Here is a 15109-nt window from a genome sequence, read left to right on the forward strand (position 1 = left end):
TCTGCAGCCAGTGGACCCCCGTCAGGTATTGAGGCGCGCGCCGTTTGATGGCGCAATGAGGCACGAATGGGGCAGTAGAAATTGTTCCGTTCGTCTCGAATTATCTTGAGACCAGCGTTCTTCATCACGGAAAATTCCGTAATCAGGCCACTTAACACTTCATTAACTAATTAATACTTCGGATTACTGTTGAGTTAAGTTCTCATTGAGTTTGATAGCCCCTTGACAAGTAATCCCGGCGGAAGCGGCCCGACTGGCCGCACCTCTACCTGAGCACCATGCAAGGCCAAACCGGCATAGCGGCCATGCAGCAACAGTTGGAACAGGGTTCAGGGAAATCGGTATCGCGGTCGGGTCCCGTTGGCCCCCGCGAGGGGGACCCAATACCCCGCTCGCGCCGTGCGCTTGCGCCGCGGCAACAACGTGCCGAATAGCGGGCCACCGCTTGTTGCGGCTGCGCGTACGCTATGTTAGCAAAGCGCCGCTTTTCGTGATCAAGCCGCTCCCGCGGCGATCGAAAATCAAAGTCCTGCTTGAATTCCAAGGGCTTAACTGGTTTGCACCGCAGCGGTGCGCCGGTTTCCCTCTTGTGGGTTGGGCACTTATATAAAGAGCGCGCCTGTGGCTGCTGAAGATCCCTCCGTGTCCGGTGTGTCCGGTCGTTATGCGACGGCCCTGTTTGATCTGGCCCGTGACGAAAAGTCCGTCGATGCGGTCAAGGCCGATCTCGACAAGTTCAATGCCCTTCTCGACGAGAGCGCCGACCTGAAGCGTCTTGTCCGCAGCCCGGTGTTCGGCGCGGACACGCAGCTCAAGGCGCTCAATGCCGTGCTCGACAAGGCCGGTATCGGCGGCGTCGCCGCGAACGTCCTGCGGGTGCTGACCACCAACCGCCGCCTGTTCGCAGTCGCCGACGTGATCCGCGCCTTCAACGCGCTGGTCGCCAAGTACAAGGGTGAGGCCACGGCCGACGTCACCGTCGCCGAGCCGCTCTCCGACAAGAATCTCGACGCCTTGAAGGCCTCACTGAAGACGGTGACCGGCAAGGACGTTGCGCTCAACGTGAAAGTGGATCCAGCGATCATCGGCGGGCTCGTCGTCAAGCTCGGCAGCCGGATGATCGACAGTTCGCTTCGCACCAAACTCAACTCGATCAAGCACGCGATGAAAGAGGCAGGCTGATGGACATCCGCGCCGCGGAAATTTCCGCGATCCTCAAGGACCAGATCAAGAATTTCGGGCAGGAAGCCGAAGTCACCGAAGTCGGGCAGGTGCTGTCCGTCGGTGACGGTATCGCCCGCGTCTACGGTCTCGACAACGTCCAGGCCGGTGAAATGGTCGAGTTCGAGAACGGCACCCGCGGCATGGCGCTGAACCTCGAGACCGACAATGTCGGCGTCGTCATCTTCGGCGCCGACCGCGAGATCAAGGAAGGCCAGACCGTCAAGCGCACCCGCGCCATCGTGGACGCGCCGGTCGGCAAGGGCCTGCTCGGTCGCGTCGTGGACGCTCTCGGCAACCCGATCGACGGCAAGGGCCCGATCCAGTTCGCCGAGCGCAAGCGCGTCGACGTCAAGGCGCCCGGCATCATTCCGCGCAAGTCGGTCAACGAGCCGATGGCCACCGGCCTGAAGGCGATCGACGCGCTGATCCCGATCGGCCGCGGCCAGCGCGAGCTGATCATCGGTGACCGCCAGACCGGCAAGACCGCGATCGCGCTCGACACCATCCTGAACCAGAAGCCGCTCAACGCGCAGCCTGACGAGAAGATCAAGCTGTACTGCGTCTATGTGGCCGTCGGCCAGAAGCGTTCGACCGTCGCCCAGTTCGTGAAGGTCCTCGAAGAGCAGGGCGCGCTGGAATACTCGATCGTGGTCGCCGCGACCGCGTCCGATCCGGCTCCGATGCAGTACCTGGCGCCGTTCACCGGCTGCACCATGGGCGAGTACTTCCGCGACAACGGCATGCACGCCGTCATCATCTATGACGATCTGTCCAAGCAGGCCGTCGCCTACCGCCAGATGTCGCTGCTGCTGCGCCGCCCGCCGGGCCGCGAAGCCTATCCGGGCGACGTGTTCTACCTGCACTCCCGCCTGCTCGAGCGCGCCGCCAAGCTGAACGAGACCCAGGGGGCCGGTTCGCTGACCGCCCTGCCGGTCATCGAAACCCAGGCCAACGACGTGTCGGCCTACATCCCGACCAACGTCATCTCGATCACCGACGGCCAGATCTTCCTGGAGACCGACCTGTTCTTCCAGGGCATCCGCCCCGCGGTGAACGTCGGCCTGTCGGTGTCGCGCGTCGGCTCGTCGGCGCAGACCAAGGCGATGAAGAAGGTCGCCGGCAAGATCAAGGGCGAGCTGGCGCAGTACCGCGAAATGGCGGCCTTCGCCCAGTTCGGCTCCGACCTCGACGCCGCGACCCAGCGCCTCTTGAACCGCGGTTCGCGTCTGACCGAGCTCCTGAAGCAGCCGCAGTTCTCGCCGCTGAAGATGGAAGAGCAGGTCTGCGTGATCTGGGCCGGCACCAACGGCTATCTCGACGGTCTTCCGCTGAACAAGGTTCGTGCGTTCGAGGACGGCCTGCTGTCGCTGCTGCGCGGCAAGCACGCTGATCTCCTGAACACGATCCGCGACACGCGCGATCTGTCGGATGATAGCGCGGCCAAGCTGAAGGCTGCGGTCGAAGGCTTCGCCAAGACCTTCTCCTGATCTGATCAGGAGGCGGTGGCCGGCTGACCGGCCACCCCACGTCTTTGCGACGTGGACCAAGACGTCACGCCAGGCGCACGGCCTGGCGCTTGAGATTTAGATGGGTTGAGCGGCCGGGTCCTTTCGGGATCGGCCGCCGGGGTGAGCTAAACGAGCCATGGCGTCACTGAAAGATATGCGCGTCCGCATCGCCTCGACCAAGGCGACGCAGAAGATCACCAAGGCCATGCAGATGGTCGCGGCCTCCAAGCTGCGCCGCGCGCAGCTGGCGGCCGAGGCGGCGCGTCCCTATGCCGAGAAGATGGACGCGGTCATCTCGAACATCGCGGCGGCTTCCGCTGGTTCGCCGGCAAGCTCGAAGCTGCTGGCCGGCACCGGTCGCGACCAGGTTCACCTGCTGCTGGTCTGCACCGGCGAGCGCGGCCTGTCTGGCGCGTTCAACTCGTCGATCGTGCGCTTGGCACGCGAGCGCGCGCTGGCCCTGATGAACCAGGGCAAGGAAGTGAAGTTCTTCTGTGTCGGCCGCAAGGGCTATGAGCAGCTGCGCCGCCAGTTCGAGAAGCAGATCATCGCCCATGTCGACCTGCGCTCGGTGCGCCAGATCGGCTTCGTCAACGCCGAGGAGATCGCCAAGCAGGTGATCTCCCGCTTCGACGCCGGCGAGTTCGACGTCTGCACGCTGTTCTATTCGCGCTTCAAGTCGGTGATCGCGCAGATCCCGACGGCTCAGCAGATCATCCCGCTGGTGGTCGAGGCGCCCGCCGCCAACGCCGCGCCGGTCGCGCTCTACGAGTACGAGCCGGAGGAGGACGAGATCCTCTCCGCGCTGCTGCCGCGCAACGTCGGCGTCCAGATATTCCGCGCGCTGCTCGAGAACAACGCCTCGTTCTACGGCGCGCAGATGTCGGCGATGGACAATGCCACCCGCAACGCCGGTGAGATGATCCGCAAGCAGACGCTGGTCTACAACCGCACGCGTCAGGCGATGATCACCAAGGAACTGATCGAAATCATTTCGGGCGCCGAGGCGGTCTGACCGCGCAGCACCCGCTGGAAGCCAACACGTTCAATATCCGCGGTCTTAAGGACTGCGCCTGAAATTCGGATCGTAAGGAGAGAGATGAGATGGCTACCGCAGCCAACCAGATCGGTCGCGTCACCCAGGTGATCGGCGCTGTCGTCGACGTTCAGTTCGAAGGTCACCTGCCCGCAATTCTCAACTCGCTGGAAACGAAGAACGGCGGCAACCGCCTCGTGCTCGAGGTTGCGCAGCATCTCGGTGAATCCACCGTGCGCGCGATCGCGATGGACACGACCGAAGGTCTCGTGCGCGGTCAGGAAGTGACCGACACCGGCGCTCCGATCCGCGTTCCCGTCGGCGAAGGCACGCTCGGCCGCATCATCAACGTCATCGGCGAGCCGATCGACGAAGCCGGCCCGGTGAAGGCCGACAACGTCCGCGCCATCCACCAGGAAGCGCCGAGCTACACCGACCAGTCGACCGAGGCCGAGATCCTCGTCACCGGCATCAAGGTCGTCGACCTCCTCGCTCCCTACGCCAAGGGCGGCAAGATCGGCCTGTTCGGCGGCGCCGGCGTCGGCAAGACCGTGCTGATTCAGGAGCTCATCAACAACGTCGCCAAGGCGCACGGTGGCTACTCGGTGTTCGCCGGCGTGGGTGAGCGCACCCGCGAGGGCAACGACCTCTATCACGAGTTCATCGAGTCCAAGGTCAACGCCGATCCGCACAACCCGGATCCGAGCGTGAAGTCGAAGTGCGCGCTGGTGTTCGGCCAGATGAACGAGCCGCCGGGAGCCCGCGCCCGCGTCGCGCTCACCGGTCTGACCATCGCGGAAGACTTCCGCGACAAGGGCCAGGACGTGCTGTTCTTCGTCGACAACATCTTCCGCTTCACCCAGGCCGGCTCGGAAGTGTCGGCGCTGCTCGGCCGTATTCCTTCGGCCGTGGGTTATCAGCCGACGCTCGCCACCGACATGGGCGCGCTGCAGGAGCGCATCACCACCACCACCAAGGGCTCGATCACCTCGGTGCAGGCCATCTACGTGCCAGCCGACGACTTGACCGACCCGGCGCCGGCGACCTCGTTCGCGCACTTGGACGCGACCACGACGCTGTCGCGCTCGATCGCCGAAAAGGGCATCTACCCGGCCGTCGACCCGCTCGACTCCACCTCGCGCATGCTCTCCCCGCTGGTCGTCGGCGAGGAGCACTACGCGGTCGCCCGTCAGGTGCAGCAGGTGCTCCAGCGCTACAAGGCCCTGCAGGACATCATCGCCATCCTGGGCATGGACGAGCTCTCGGAAGAGGACAAGCTGACCGTGGCGCGCGCCCGCAAGGTCGAGCGCTTCATGTCGCAGCCGTTCCACGTCGCCGAAATCTTCACGGGATCGCCGGGCAAGTTCGTCGAGCTCGCCGATACCATCAAGGGCTTCAAGGGCCTGGTGGAAGGCAAGTACGACCACCTGCCGGAGGCTGCCTTCTACATGGTCGGCACCATCGAAGAGGCGGTCGAGAAGGGCAAGAAGCTGGCCGCCGAGGCGGCGTAAGAGGCGAATAGCGAATAGGGAGTAGCGAATAGACCGATTTCATTCGCTGCTCCCTTCTTCCCTACTCGCCATTCGCCATTCGCTATTCGCAGGTTTCCTCATGGCAACTTTCCACTTCGATCTCGTTTCGCCGGAAAAGATCGCCTTCTCGGGCGAGGTCGACCAGGTCGACGTTCCCGGCGAGCAGGGTGATTTCGGCGTCCTCGCCGGCCACGCGCCGTTCGTCGCCACTTTGCGTCCGGGCATTCTGACGGTGACCACGGGCGGAACGCAGCAGAAGATCATCGTGCTCGGCGGCCTCGCCGAGATCTCCGAGAAGGGTCTCACCATCCTCGCCGACGTCGCGACGTCGCTGAAGGAGCTGGACCACACCGCATTCGCGGCCGAAATCTCGGGCATGGAAGCGAAGCTGAACGAGAAGCAGGGCAACGAGCTCGATCGCGCGATCGAGCGGCTCGATCACTTCAAGACGATCCAGCAGCAGCTCAACTCGACGGCGTTGCACTGATCGATCAGCGACATCTGAACGAATGTTCATGGCCGGGCTTTGCCCGGCCATTTTCGTCTGCGGGCTCGAACGCGCCGCAGCCACGGATGACTACTTCAAGGGAAGCCGGTTGCGCGGCCGCCGATCCGGCGGCATTCTCGCGGCCGTTCGGATGAGCGTGGTGAGATGGCAGGGCAGATCGTCTTGAAGCGCAAGATCGCGGCGATTTTCGCCGCCGACATTGCCGGCTATTCGCGCCTCGTTGCCGAGGATGAAGAGGAGACGCTGCGGCGTCTCGCGGCCTATCGCGAGGTCGTCGACGACTTCATCGCCCGCGCCGGCGGCCGCATCTTCAACACCGCCGGCGATGCCGTTCTCGCGGAGTTTCCGAGCGCCGTCGAGGCCGTCCGCTGCGCGATCGACATCCAGGAGAGCCTGCGGACGCGCAACATGGCGTTCCCGCCGAACCGGCAGATGAGCTACCGCATCGGCATCACCATCGGCGACGTCGTCGAACGCGACGGCGATCTGCTCGGCGACGGCGTCAACATCGCCGCACGTCTCGAAGGGCTCGCCGATGTCGGCGGCATCTGCATCTCGCGCGCAGTGCATGAGCAGGTCGCCAACAAGCTCTCGGTGCAGTTCGCCGACATGGGCGCCCGCGAGGTCAAGAACATCCCGACGCCGGTGCACGCCTATCGCGTCGCGATGCGCCGCGAGGACGGCACCTACGCGCCGCTGAAGGACAAGAGCGCGCCCGGGTCATTCGGCAAGCGCCTGCTTCAGGCCGGTGTCGCCGTCGTGGTGCTGATGGTGGCCGTTGGCGTCGGCACCGCGCTCTACCTCGATCACCGCGATCCGAAGCCCGCGCAGCGCGATGCGGCCAAAGCCGCGGCCGAGGCGCTGTCGCGGCTGTCGGCGACGCCGACATCATCCGGGCAACCGTCAGCCTCCGCGTCGCCATCGCCGGAGCCGTCGGCCTCGCCGAGCAGCGCGCAGGCCACGCCTTCGCCCCAGCCGCAACAATCGTCTCAAGCCGGCCCCGTCGTGGCGGTGGAAAAGTTCGCCGCCGATGCCGTGCCGTTCGTCAGCGAGCGCACCCGCATCGCCCTGGCGCGCGACTACGCGCCGGCCCAGGGCTACAAGGCGTTCGCGACCACGATCAATGGCGTCAGCGCCTACGTCACCGGACAGGCGAGCGAAGAGGCCGCCAAGACGGCGGCGCTGGAGCAGTGTCACCAGCGCGCCGAAACGTCGAACGGCCCGCGCAAATGCGAGCTCTATGCGGTCGGCGACAGCGTCGTCTACGCGCATAGCAAGCCGCCGCTGCCGCCGCTGCCCTGGGTGCGGCACGATCCCGCCACGGAGCGTGCGTTCAGCGCGGCGGAGATGCCGCTGGTGCGCGATACCGGACGCGCCCGCCTGGAGGCGAACTACACGGCCGCGCGGCGCACCAAGGCGATCGCGCTCGGGCCCGGCGGCCAGTTCTTCTACAGCGTCGGCGGCGACCTCGTGGACGACGTGGTCCGGCGCAATCTCGAAGCCTGCGGCGCGCAGGCCGGCACGGCCTGCCTGATCGTCGCGCTCGATGATGCCTTCGTGGTGCCGGTGCCGGCGGTGATGAAGGCGACCGGCTTCTTCCACGCTGCCAGCCATACGGCGATTGCGGCCGAGTCCCGCGACGAGGTCGCGCGACGCCTCGCCGCCGCCACGTCCGGCTGGAACGCGATCGCGGTCGGCACCGCCGGTCACCCCGGCTACGGCCTCAACGGCGACCGCGAGGAAACCGCGATCGGCGGCGCGCTGGCCGACTGCGCCACCCGCGACAGCGACTGCCGCGTCATCGCGATCGGCCCGTTCACGGTGGAAGATAATTAGGCGGGACTCTCTCCGCCGTCATTCCGGGGCATCGCGCAGCGATGAGCCCGGAATCCATAACCACGAGCGGAAGTCGTCTCCACGACAAGCGCCACATCCGTCTCGCGCCTCATAACGGCTTGTGGCTATGGATTCCGGGCTCGCGCTGCGCGCGCCCCGGAATGACGTATGGAGAGAGCCTGCGCTCCTCAGCCAAGGAGCTATCAATCGCCAGCCTTAGCTAGCCAGATGCGCAAACGCCTGGGCCACGGCGCGGTACACCTCGCGGCGGAACGGCACCACCAGATCCGGCACGCGCGCCAGCTTCTCCCAGCGCCAGGCATCGAACTCGGCCGGCATGCCGTTGCGCGGCGTCACCGGGTCGATGTCGCTCTCGCTGCCGGTGAAGCGCATGGCGAACCATTTCTGGCGCTGGCCGCGGAAGCCGGCGAGGCGGTGGTTGGGATCCTCGAACGGCGGAAATTCGTAAGTCAGCCAGTCAGTCTCGGCGAGGATGTCGGCGTCGCGGATGCCGGTCTCCTCCCACAGCTCGCGCCGCGCGGCGGCCTGCAGGTCCTCGCCGGGATCGACGCCGCCCTGCGGCATCTGCCATTCCAGGCCGGGCAGCACGATCTCCGGCCCATCGTCGCGAAAGCGGCGTCCGAGGAAAACGAGGCCTTCGGCATTGAGCAGCGCGATGCCGACGTTGGGACGATAGGGTCTGGTTTCAGTCATGCTCGCATCCGTGGACCATCGTCCGCCATGGCAACGCATGGTGACGGCGTTGTCGCGACGGATCTGCAGAGATTTTCTGCAGTGCAAGCGTATGACACGGTTTCAAGGCCCGCGTCGTCGTCGATCTCCAGGGGCCGGCTCAGTCGCCTGCCAATGTCGCGAATTCCTTCACCACTCGCTCATAGACCGGTCGCTTGAACGGCACGATCAATGCGGGGAGGTTCTGCATCGGCTCCCACCGCCAGGTGATGAACTCGGCCTTGTGATGGCCGCCGCCCGGGCGCTCCACGTCGATCTCGGAATCGGCTCCGGTGAAGCGCAGGGCAAACCATTTCTGGCGCTGGCCGCGATAGCGGCCCTTCCAGGCGCGGCCCGCCACCGTGCGCGGAATATCGTAGGTCAGCCAGTCGTCGATCTCGGCGAGCTTCTCGACGGAGCGGACGCTGGTCTCCTCATAGAGCTCGCGCTTGGCCGCTTCCCAGGCATCCTCGCCGGGATCGACGCCGCCCTGGGGCATCTGCCAGACATGGGTGTCGTCGACATGCTCGATCCCGCCCGCGCGGCGACCGATGAAGACCAGCCCCTTCGTGTTGATCAGCGTGATGCCGACGCAGGTGCGGTAGGGCAGGTCCTCGTAGCGCGTCATTCCGTCTCGGCCTTCCTGCGGAGCCTGGCGTCGTCGCGCAGACCCCGCGCTCGCGTCGCCGCCGCAGCAGCAGCGAAAGCGCGTTCAATTCGATTTTGATTTCAGCATCGCCGTTGTCAATGGCACCAGCAGAATGCCCTTGCGCTCCAGACCCTTGATCCACGTTCCGATGCGGTCGATCGAGACCGGCAGGGCCGAGGCCGTCCCGACGGCCACGCCGCGCTCCTTGGCCAGACTCTCCAGCTTGGCCAGCGCGTTGTCGATCTCGACCGGCGTCGGCACGGCGTCGATGGTGACGTCGCCCTTGGCAAACGGCATCGCCCGGCCGGCGGCCAGCGAGCCGGCCACGCTGCGCGGCGCCGCGCCGTCGTCGAACAGCGCCAGTCCCCGCTTGGCGGCCTCGCTCACGATCGGCTGCATCGCGGCCTCGGTGGCGACGAACCGCGCGCCCATGAAATTGCCGATCCCGACATATCCCTGCAGCCGGCTCATATGCCAGAACAGGCGATCGATGTTCTGGTCCGGTCCGAGCGTCGCGAGCAGCGTCTGCGGGCCCGGGTCGTTGTCGGGATAGTCGTAGGGCTCCATCGGCACCTGAAGCAGGATCTCGTGACGCTGCGCGCGGGCGCGCTCGGCGAGCTTGGTCGGATCGGCGCCGTAGGGCGTGAAGGCCAGGGTCACCGCCGGCGGCAGCTTCATGATGGCATCGACCGTCTTGGCGGCGCCCACGCCGAGGCCGCCGATCACGATCGCGACCGAGGGCATGCGGGCCGCCTTGGCCCGGTCAGCGTCGGCGGCATAGGCCGTGAACGGCTTCAGCCCGTCAACCATCACCGGGATCATGCCGTAGCGGGTTTTCTCCAGGAGTCGCGGATCGACCCCGATCATGGCTGCCGAAGGCGTCGCTGCGCCCGGCTCGGCAGTGTCGCTGCCACCGATCGCGACCTCCTGGCGTGCCCCGCTGGAGCCATCGATGATGGTAACGGTCTTGCGCTCGCCGCCATCCGCCTTGGTCGCCGGTGCCGCGCCAGGCTCGGCCTTTGCATCCGGCTTGGTCTCGGGTTTGGCGGCTGCCTTGTCGTCCGGCTTGGCGCCCTCGTTGATCGCGACCCTGGCGACCGGCTCGCCGCCGAGCGGATTGTCGCCGAACAGCGCAAAGCCGGCGAAGACGACCAGGAACAGGCCGAGCAGCACGGCGAGCGCCTGCAGGCCAGTAAAGGGAAGCCGAATGCGGCGCCTGCGACGCTTCTCCGTCTGCCCGAGCGGGGCGCTCAGCTCATCGGCCGTCTCTGTCATCGAAATTCCCGAATCAATCGGGCCGACGATACCACGGCGAAGATTCGGACGCAGGGGCCGTGTCCGCCAGCCCGTAGATCGGCGGAGCGGCGTGCAGAAACGGCACAAAAGAAAAGGGCGGCCGTGGAGCCGCCCTTCCCGTCGAATGTCGCGTTGGCCGGAGGCCGATCAGTCGGCCGCGATCAGTTGGCTTTTGGCTTGTCGGCCGCGGCCTTCTCGGTCGGCGCCGGCGTGTTGGCGCTGTTCTTGATGCCGTGCAGCAGGTCGGCGGCGAGCTTGAGCGCCTTGTCGTCCTTGGCATCCGGCGGAACGTAGGACTGCGAGCCGGTCTTCTCGTCGCCGTCGTTCTTGAGGTGGCCGCGCAGCGAAGCCTCACCCTTGGTGTCGGTGCGCGACTTCAGCTCCTCCGGCACGTCCTGCAGCACCTCGATATCCGGGACGATACCCTTGGCCTGGATCGACTTGCCCGACGGCGTGTAGTAGCGCGCGGTGGTCAGGCGCAGCGCGCCGTTGCCGGCGCCGAGCGGAATGATGGTCTGCACCGAGCCCTTGCCGAACGAGCGCGTGCCGACCAGGGTCGCGCGCTTGTGGTCCTGCAGCGCGCCGGCCACGATCTCCGACGCCGAAGCCGAGCCGCCGTTGATCAGCACGATGACCGGCTTGCCCTTGGTGAGGTCGCCGGCATGCGCCGAGCGGCGCTGCGTTTCCTCGGCATTGCGGCCGCGAGTCGAGACGATCTCGCCGCGCTCCAGGAACGCATCCGACACGGTCACAGCTTCCTCGAGCAGGCCGCCCGGGTTGTTGCGAAGGTCGATGACATAGCCCTTGAGCTTGTCGCCGATCTGGTTCTGCAGGTCCGCGACGCTCTTCTTCAAGCCTTCGGTGGTCTGCTCGTTGAAGGTGGTGATGCGGATATAGGCGATGTCGTCGGATTCGATGCGCGAGCGCACCGAGCGGACGCGGATGTTGTCGCGGGTCAGCGTGACGTCGAGCGGATTGTCGGCGCCCTTGCGCACGACCTTCAGCTTGATCTTGGTGCCGACCGGGCCGCGCATCTTCTCGACCGCCTGGTTGAGGGTCAGGCCCTGCACGGCTTCGTCGTCGAGATTGGTGATGATGTCGTTGGCCTGGATGCCGGCCTTCGAGGCCGGGGTATCGTCGATCGGCGACACCACCTTGATCAGGCCGTCCTCCATGGTGACCTCGATGCCGAGGCCGCCGAACTCGCCGCGGGTCTGCACCTGCATGTCACGGAAGCTCTTGGCATCCATGTAGCTCGAATGCGGATCGAGGCCGGACAGCATGCCGCTGATCGCCGATTCGACCAGCTTCGAATCGTCGGGCTTCTCGACGTAGTCACTGCGCACCCGCTCGAACACGTCGCCGAACAGGTTGAGCTGGCGATAGGTATCGGCGGTCGCAGCGCGCGCGGTCGATCCCATCAACACTGCGCGCGGCTGGGTCGCGAACAAGGTCAATGCCGCACCGGTGGCCGCGCTCAGGAGAATTACCGAAGTCTTACGCATCATCCGCGTACCTTTTCGCCTTCATTTGCGGCCCACCATGGGCCTGGATCGATTGGAGTGCCGTCCTTGCGGAACTCGACATAGAGCACTGGTTGACTCGCATTCGTTGCGAGAATGGAGGCGACCTGGGAGGTGGACCCCATTGTCGCGACCGGCTCTCCCGTCTGAACAAACTGCCCGATGTTGACGGAAATGCGCTCCATCCCGGCGATCAAGACATGATACCCGCCACCCGCGTTAAGGATCAAGAGTTGTCCGTAGCTGCGGAAGGGGCCGGCATAAACAACCCAGCCATCACACGGGGTTGTGACCTGGGCGCCCGGACGGGTTGACAAGGAAATGCCTTTATCCGAGCCGCCGGCACCGTCAGACGCGCCGAATTCGCGAATCTTGGTGCCGTTGACGGGGAAAGCGAGCATGCCCTTGCTGGATGCGAAGGCGATCGCCGGCGCCTTGCGTCCGGGATTGCGCAGCGCATTTGCGTCGGGCTTGCTGTTGACCGGAACGCCCTGCAGGCTCGCCGTCGACGCCGCCTTGGCGGCGCTCTTGAGATCGAGCTCCATCGTCGTGATCAGGCCCTGCAGCGAATCGATCTGCTGCGCCAGCACCGCGGCGCGGGCGCTCTCGGCCTCCATGTCCTTCTCGGCGGACGCCTGCTTGCGCTGGCGCTCCTCGACAAGGGCGGCGAGGCGCGTCTGATCGGTGCGCAGCTTGTCGCGGTCCCCTGCGAGCTTGTCGCGCTCGGAGGCGATGGTCTTGCGGATCGCGACGAGTTCGCCGAGATCGGTGGAGAGCTTCTCGGCCCGGCTGCGCATTTCCGGAACGACGGCGCCGAGCAGCATGGCCGTGCGCAGCGACTGCAGCGCATCCTCGGGGCGGACGAGCAGGGCAGGCGGCGACCGCCGACCGGCGCGCTGCAGCGCGGCCAGCACCTCGATGATCTCCGTCCGCCGCGCCTCCAGGGAATTGCGCAGATCCTGCTCACGGCCGTCGAGGCCGCGCAGCCGGATTTCAGCCTCGCCGACCCGGGTCTCCACCGTGCGCACCTGCGCCGCGACGTCGATCAGCTGCTGATTGAGTTTTCCTCGGTCCTCGCCGAGCGCGGCGATATCGGCCTTCAGGCGATCCTGGGCCTCGGCGGCCGCCTTCTGGGCGGCACGGGCGGCTTCCAGCTCCTGCTCGCGCTGCTTGAGCTGTTCGGGCGTGGGCGGTGGCGTTGGCGACGCGGTCCCGCCGATGGACGGCCGAAGCCCGCTCTGCGCTACAGCCGAGGCGACCGGAAGGATCATCAGCAGCGCGATCAGCGACGCGTGGCGCGCCCGGCGGCGGCGGCCGGTTGTCGAGGAGCGAGAGGGGGGCCGCGCGGCGAACATCGAATCCTTATTGTGCTCCCGGCGTCCCTGATTCAAGCGCGGTGATAGGGGTGGCCGGCCAGGATCGTAGCAGTACGGTAAATCTGCTCGAGCAGCAGGACGCGGACGATCTGGTGCGGCCAGGTCGCAGCGCCGAACGCGACCCCGAGCTTGGCTCTGCGCCGGAATTCAGGCGAAAGTCCGTCGGCGCCGCCGATGACGAAGGCCGCCGCCGGAATGCCCTCGTCGCGCCAGCGTCCGAGATGGCCCGCAAAAGTTGTGCTGTCGATGTTCTGGCCACGCTCATCCAGGCAAACGAGCACGGCCTTGTCGGGAATGGCGGCGCCGATCGCAGCGGCTTCCTCGGCCATGCGAGTCGCAGCGTCGCGCGCGCGGCTTTCCGGGATTTCATGGATGTCGAGGCCGCGGAAGCCGAGCTTGCGGCCGATGTCGTCGAAACGCTCGCGGTAGCGCTCCGCGAGCTCCCGCTCCGGACCCTGCTTCAACCGGCCGATGGCCACCACGATCAGGCGCATGCGCACGCCCTAGCACGTGCGCGTTGCGATTCGCACCGTTCGCCGCGGCCGGCCGGCTAGACCGTCTTGGCCGGGTTCGGTCCCTGCGTCCACAACCGCTCCAGGTTGTAGAACTCACGGACCTCGGGCCTGAACACGTGCACGATCACGTCGCCGGAATCGATCAGCACCCAATCGCAATTGGGCAAGCCCTCGACATGGAGCTTCTTCGCTCCGGCTTCCTTCAGGCCTTTGGCGACGTTTTCCGCGATCGATCCGACGTGCCGGTTCGAGCGACCCGTGGTGATGACCATGTAGTCGGAGTACGCCGATTTGCCGTGCAGGTCGATGGTGACCGTCTCCTCCGCCTTCATGTCCTCGAGGCGGGAGAGGATCGTGCGCAGAGTCTTGTCTGCGTCAGGCTTGTCGGCGTCGGGGTGCGCCTGCAAGGCCGCATCTTGGGTCGAAGCGTTACGCGCAGACTTGGCAACAGATTTGGCAGAAGCCGATTTCGAACTTGTTGCCTTCGTCTTGGGTAAGGCCGACTTGGACAATACAGATGTGGTCAGGGACCATTCCTTTCACTGTATCGCAGGCCGAATCCATCACGGCCTGCAGACCATACTAGGCATGTGGGGTGAATGGTTTCAACAATCCAGTCCCCCCCGGTGTTCTGGTCCGGCCCTCCAGCATTCCTCCCGTCTCGGACCGCGACGGGTCGCCTACGCCATGCACATCCGGTGCCGTGAAGACCCCGCCCGTGCCGCGTTTCTCAGAACGACTTCCAACTGCCATCCGGGTTCCTCAGTCCGGTGGACGACAGGCTCATCTTCAGTCCGGTCAGATAGACCCAGGCGGGGGCGGATCGGCCCGCGAGCTGGCTCGCCTGCGCCTCCGGAATGCGATACCGCGCGAGCGCGCGGGCGGCGGGCGCGTTCAGGGCGCGGAAGCTGCGGGGCGGCCGATCGACCACGGCAATCGGCACCTGGGCCGCGATGTGCTGCCATTTCTGCCAGCGATGGAACTGCGCGAGATTGTCGGCGCCCATGATCCACACGAAGCGCAGACGCGACGCGCGCCGGCGCAGATAATCGATCGTGTCCGCAGTGTAGCGGGTGCCGATGACGGATTCGAGACAGCTGATCTCGATGCGCGGATCGGCGGCCACCTTGCGCGCCGCAGCGGCCCGCTCGGCCAGCGCATGCAGCCCGCTGACGTCCTTGAGCGGATTGCCGGGGGTCACCAGCCACCACACGCGGTCGAGCTGCAGACGCTTCAGCGCGAACAGGCTGATGGCGCGATGCGCCTGGTGCGGCGGATTGAACGAGCCCCCGAGCAGGCCGATGCGCATGCCGTCACTGGACGGCGGTAGCGCCTGGCGGATCGCCATGCGCAGGGCGGTGTCGTCGGTCACGT

The 15109-nt window shown here is 66.0% G+C and carries 14 protein-coding genes; 6 read left to right on the top strand and 8 right to left on the bottom strand.

What is annotated here, in order from left to right:
* Positions 1-621: 621 nt before the first annotated feature.
* The 6 genes from ACQR1Y_RS30290 to ACQR1Y_RS30315 all read left to right on the top strand — a co-directional run bounded on the left by ACQR1Y_RS30290 (position 622) and on the right by ACQR1Y_RS30315 (position 7644).
* On the top strand, positions 622-1182 hold the full coding sequence (locus ACQR1Y_RS30290) for a F0F1 ATP synthase subunit delta (protein WP_434879317.1): 561 nt from the start codon (positions 622-624) through the stop codon (positions 1180-1182).
* Positions 1182-2711 carry a F0F1 ATP synthase subunit alpha gene (gene atpA / locus ACQR1Y_RS30295; protein ID WP_434879280.1) on the top strand — a complete coding sequence of 510 codons (1530 nt, stop codon included), beginning with the start codon at positions 1182-1184 and terminating at the stop codon, positions 2709-2711. Before ACQR1Y_RS30290 ends, atpA begins: the two co-directional genes overlap by 1 nt.
* A gap of 157 nt (positions 2712-2868) precedes the next feature.
* A complete protein-coding gene (locus ACQR1Y_RS30300) occupies positions 2869-3747 on the top strand; it encodes a F0F1 ATP synthase subunit gamma (RefSeq protein ID WP_434860364.1) in 879 nt (292 codons plus the stop codon).
* Positions 3748-3836: 89 nt separating this feature from the next.
* Positions 3837-5279, top strand: a complete 1443-nt coding sequence (gene atpD / locus ACQR1Y_RS30305; protein WP_434860363.1) for a F0F1 ATP synthase subunit beta — start codon at positions 3837-3839, stop codon at positions 5277-5279.
* A gap of 100 nt (positions 5280-5379) precedes the next feature.
* Entirely contained in the window at positions 5380-5787 is a 408-nt protein-coding gene (locus ACQR1Y_RS30310; protein ID WP_434860362.1) for a F0F1 ATP synthase subunit epsilon, read from the top strand.
* Positions 5788-5952: 165 nt separating this feature from the next.
* Positions 5953-7644, top strand: coding sequence for an adenylate/guanylate cyclase domain-containing protein (locus ACQR1Y_RS30315; RefSeq protein ID WP_434879279.1), 1692 nt, complete (start codon positions 5953-5955; stop codon positions 7642-7644).
* A 216-nt stretch (positions 7645-7860) separates the two neighbouring features.
* Here ACQR1Y_RS30315 and ACQR1Y_RS30320 read toward each other — a convergent pair whose 3' ends face one another.
* The 8 genes from ACQR1Y_RS30320 to ACQR1Y_RS30355 all read right to left on the bottom strand — a co-directional run bounded on the left by ACQR1Y_RS30320 (position 7861) and on the right by ACQR1Y_RS30355 (position 15083).
* Positions 7861-8358, bottom strand: a complete 498-nt coding sequence (locus ACQR1Y_RS30320; RefSeq protein WP_434879278.1) for an RNA pyrophosphohydrolase — start codon at positions 8356-8358, stop codon at positions 7861-7863.
* 139 nt (positions 8359-8497) lie between these two features.
* Positions 8498-9004: an RNA pyrophosphohydrolase gene (locus ACQR1Y_RS30325; protein WP_434879277.1), complete on the bottom strand. Its 507-nt coding sequence runs from the start codon at positions 9002-9004 to the stop codon at positions 8498-8500.
* 84 nt (positions 9005-9088) lie between these two features.
* Positions 9089-10300, bottom strand: a complete 1212-nt coding sequence (locus tag ACQR1Y_RS30330; RefSeq protein ID WP_434879276.1) for a divergent polysaccharide deacetylase family protein — start codon at positions 10298-10300, stop codon at positions 9089-9091.
* A gap of 182 nt (positions 10301-10482) precedes the next feature.
* Complete coding sequence (locus tag ACQR1Y_RS30335) at positions 10483-11829, bottom strand: S41 family peptidase (RefSeq protein WP_434860357.1); 1347 nt, start codon at positions 11827-11829, stop codon at positions 10483-10485.
* Complete coding sequence (locus ACQR1Y_RS30340; protein ID WP_434879275.1) at positions 11826-13199, bottom strand: murein hydrolase activator EnvC family protein; 1374 nt, start codon at positions 13197-13199, stop codon at positions 11826-11828. Before ACQR1Y_RS30340 ends, ACQR1Y_RS30335 begins: the two co-directional genes overlap by 4 nt.
* Positions 13200-13231: 32 nt before the next feature.
* Positions 13232-13714, bottom strand: coding sequence for a 23S rRNA (pseudouridine(1915)-N(3))-methyltransferase RlmH (gene rlmH / locus ACQR1Y_RS30345; protein WP_434860355.1), 483 nt, complete (start codon positions 13712-13714; stop codon positions 13232-13234).
* A gap of 56 nt (positions 13715-13770) precedes the next feature.
* The gene (gene rsfS / locus ACQR1Y_RS30350) at positions 13771-14097 is read right to left on the bottom strand and encodes a ribosome silencing factor (RefSeq protein ID WP_306577791.1); all 327 of its coding nucleotides are present in this window, start codon (positions 14095-14097) and stop codon (positions 13771-13773) included.
* 368 nt (positions 14098-14465) lie between these two features.
* Positions 14466-15083: a nicotinate-nucleotide adenylyltransferase gene (locus ACQR1Y_RS30355; protein WP_434860417.1), complete on the bottom strand. Its 618-nt coding sequence runs from the start codon at positions 15081-15083 to the stop codon at positions 14466-14468.
* Positions 15084-15109 lie beyond the last annotated feature (26 nt).

The organism is Bradyrhizobium sp. HKCCYLRH3099 (assembly GCF_051167855.1).
Classification (GTDB): domain Bacteria; phylum Pseudomonadota; class Alphaproteobacteria; order Rhizobiales; family Xanthobacteraceae; genus Bradyrhizobium.

Excerpts from the sequence above, each read along its gene's own strand:
- atpA (WP_434879280.1), top strand. The coding sequence starts at position 1,182 with ATGGACATCCGCGCCGCGGAAATTTCCGCGATCCTCAAGGACCAGATC.
- ACQR1Y_RS30300 (WP_434860364.1), top strand. The coding sequence starts at position 2,869 with ATGGCGTCACTGAAAGATATGCGCGTCCGCATCGCCTCGACCAAGGCG.
- atpD (WP_434860363.1), top strand. The coding sequence starts at position 3,837 with ATGGCTACCGCAGCCAACCAGATCGGTCGCGTCACCCAGGTGATCGGC.
- ACQR1Y_RS30310 (WP_434860362.1), top strand. The coding sequence starts at position 5,380 with ATGGCAACTTTCCACTTCGATCTCGTTTCGCCGGAAAAGATCGCCTTC.
- ACQR1Y_RS30315 (WP_434879279.1), top strand. The coding sequence starts at position 5,953 with ATGGCAGGGCAGATCGTCTTGAAGCGCAAGATCGCGGCGATTTTCGCC.
- ACQR1Y_RS30320 (WP_434879278.1), bottom strand. The coding sequence starts at position 8,358 with ATGACTGAAACCAGACCCTATCGTCCCAACGTCGGCATCGCGCTGCTC.
- ACQR1Y_RS30325 (WP_434879277.1), bottom strand. The coding sequence starts at position 9,004 with ATGACGCGCTACGAGGACCTGCCCTACCGCACCTGCGTCGGCATCACG.
- ACQR1Y_RS30330 (WP_434879276.1), bottom strand. The coding sequence starts at position 10,300 with ATGACAGAGACGGCCGATGAGCTGAGCGCCCCGCTCGGGCAGACGGAG.
- ACQR1Y_RS30335 (WP_434860357.1), bottom strand. The coding sequence starts at position 11,829 with ATGATGCGTAAGACTTCGGTAATTCTCCTGAGCGCGGCCACCGGTGCG.
- ACQR1Y_RS30340 (WP_434879275.1), bottom strand. The coding sequence starts at position 13,199 with ATGTTCGCCGCGCGGCCCCCCTCTCGCTCCTCGACAACCGGCCGCCGC.
- rlmH (WP_434860355.1), bottom strand. The coding sequence starts at position 13,714 with ATGCGCCTGATCGTGGTGGCCATCGGCCGGTTGAAGCAGGGTCCGGAG.
- ACQR1Y_RS30355 (WP_434860417.1), bottom strand. The coding sequence starts at position 15,083 with ATGGCGATCCGCCAGGCGCTACCGCCGTCCAGTGACGGCATGCGCATC.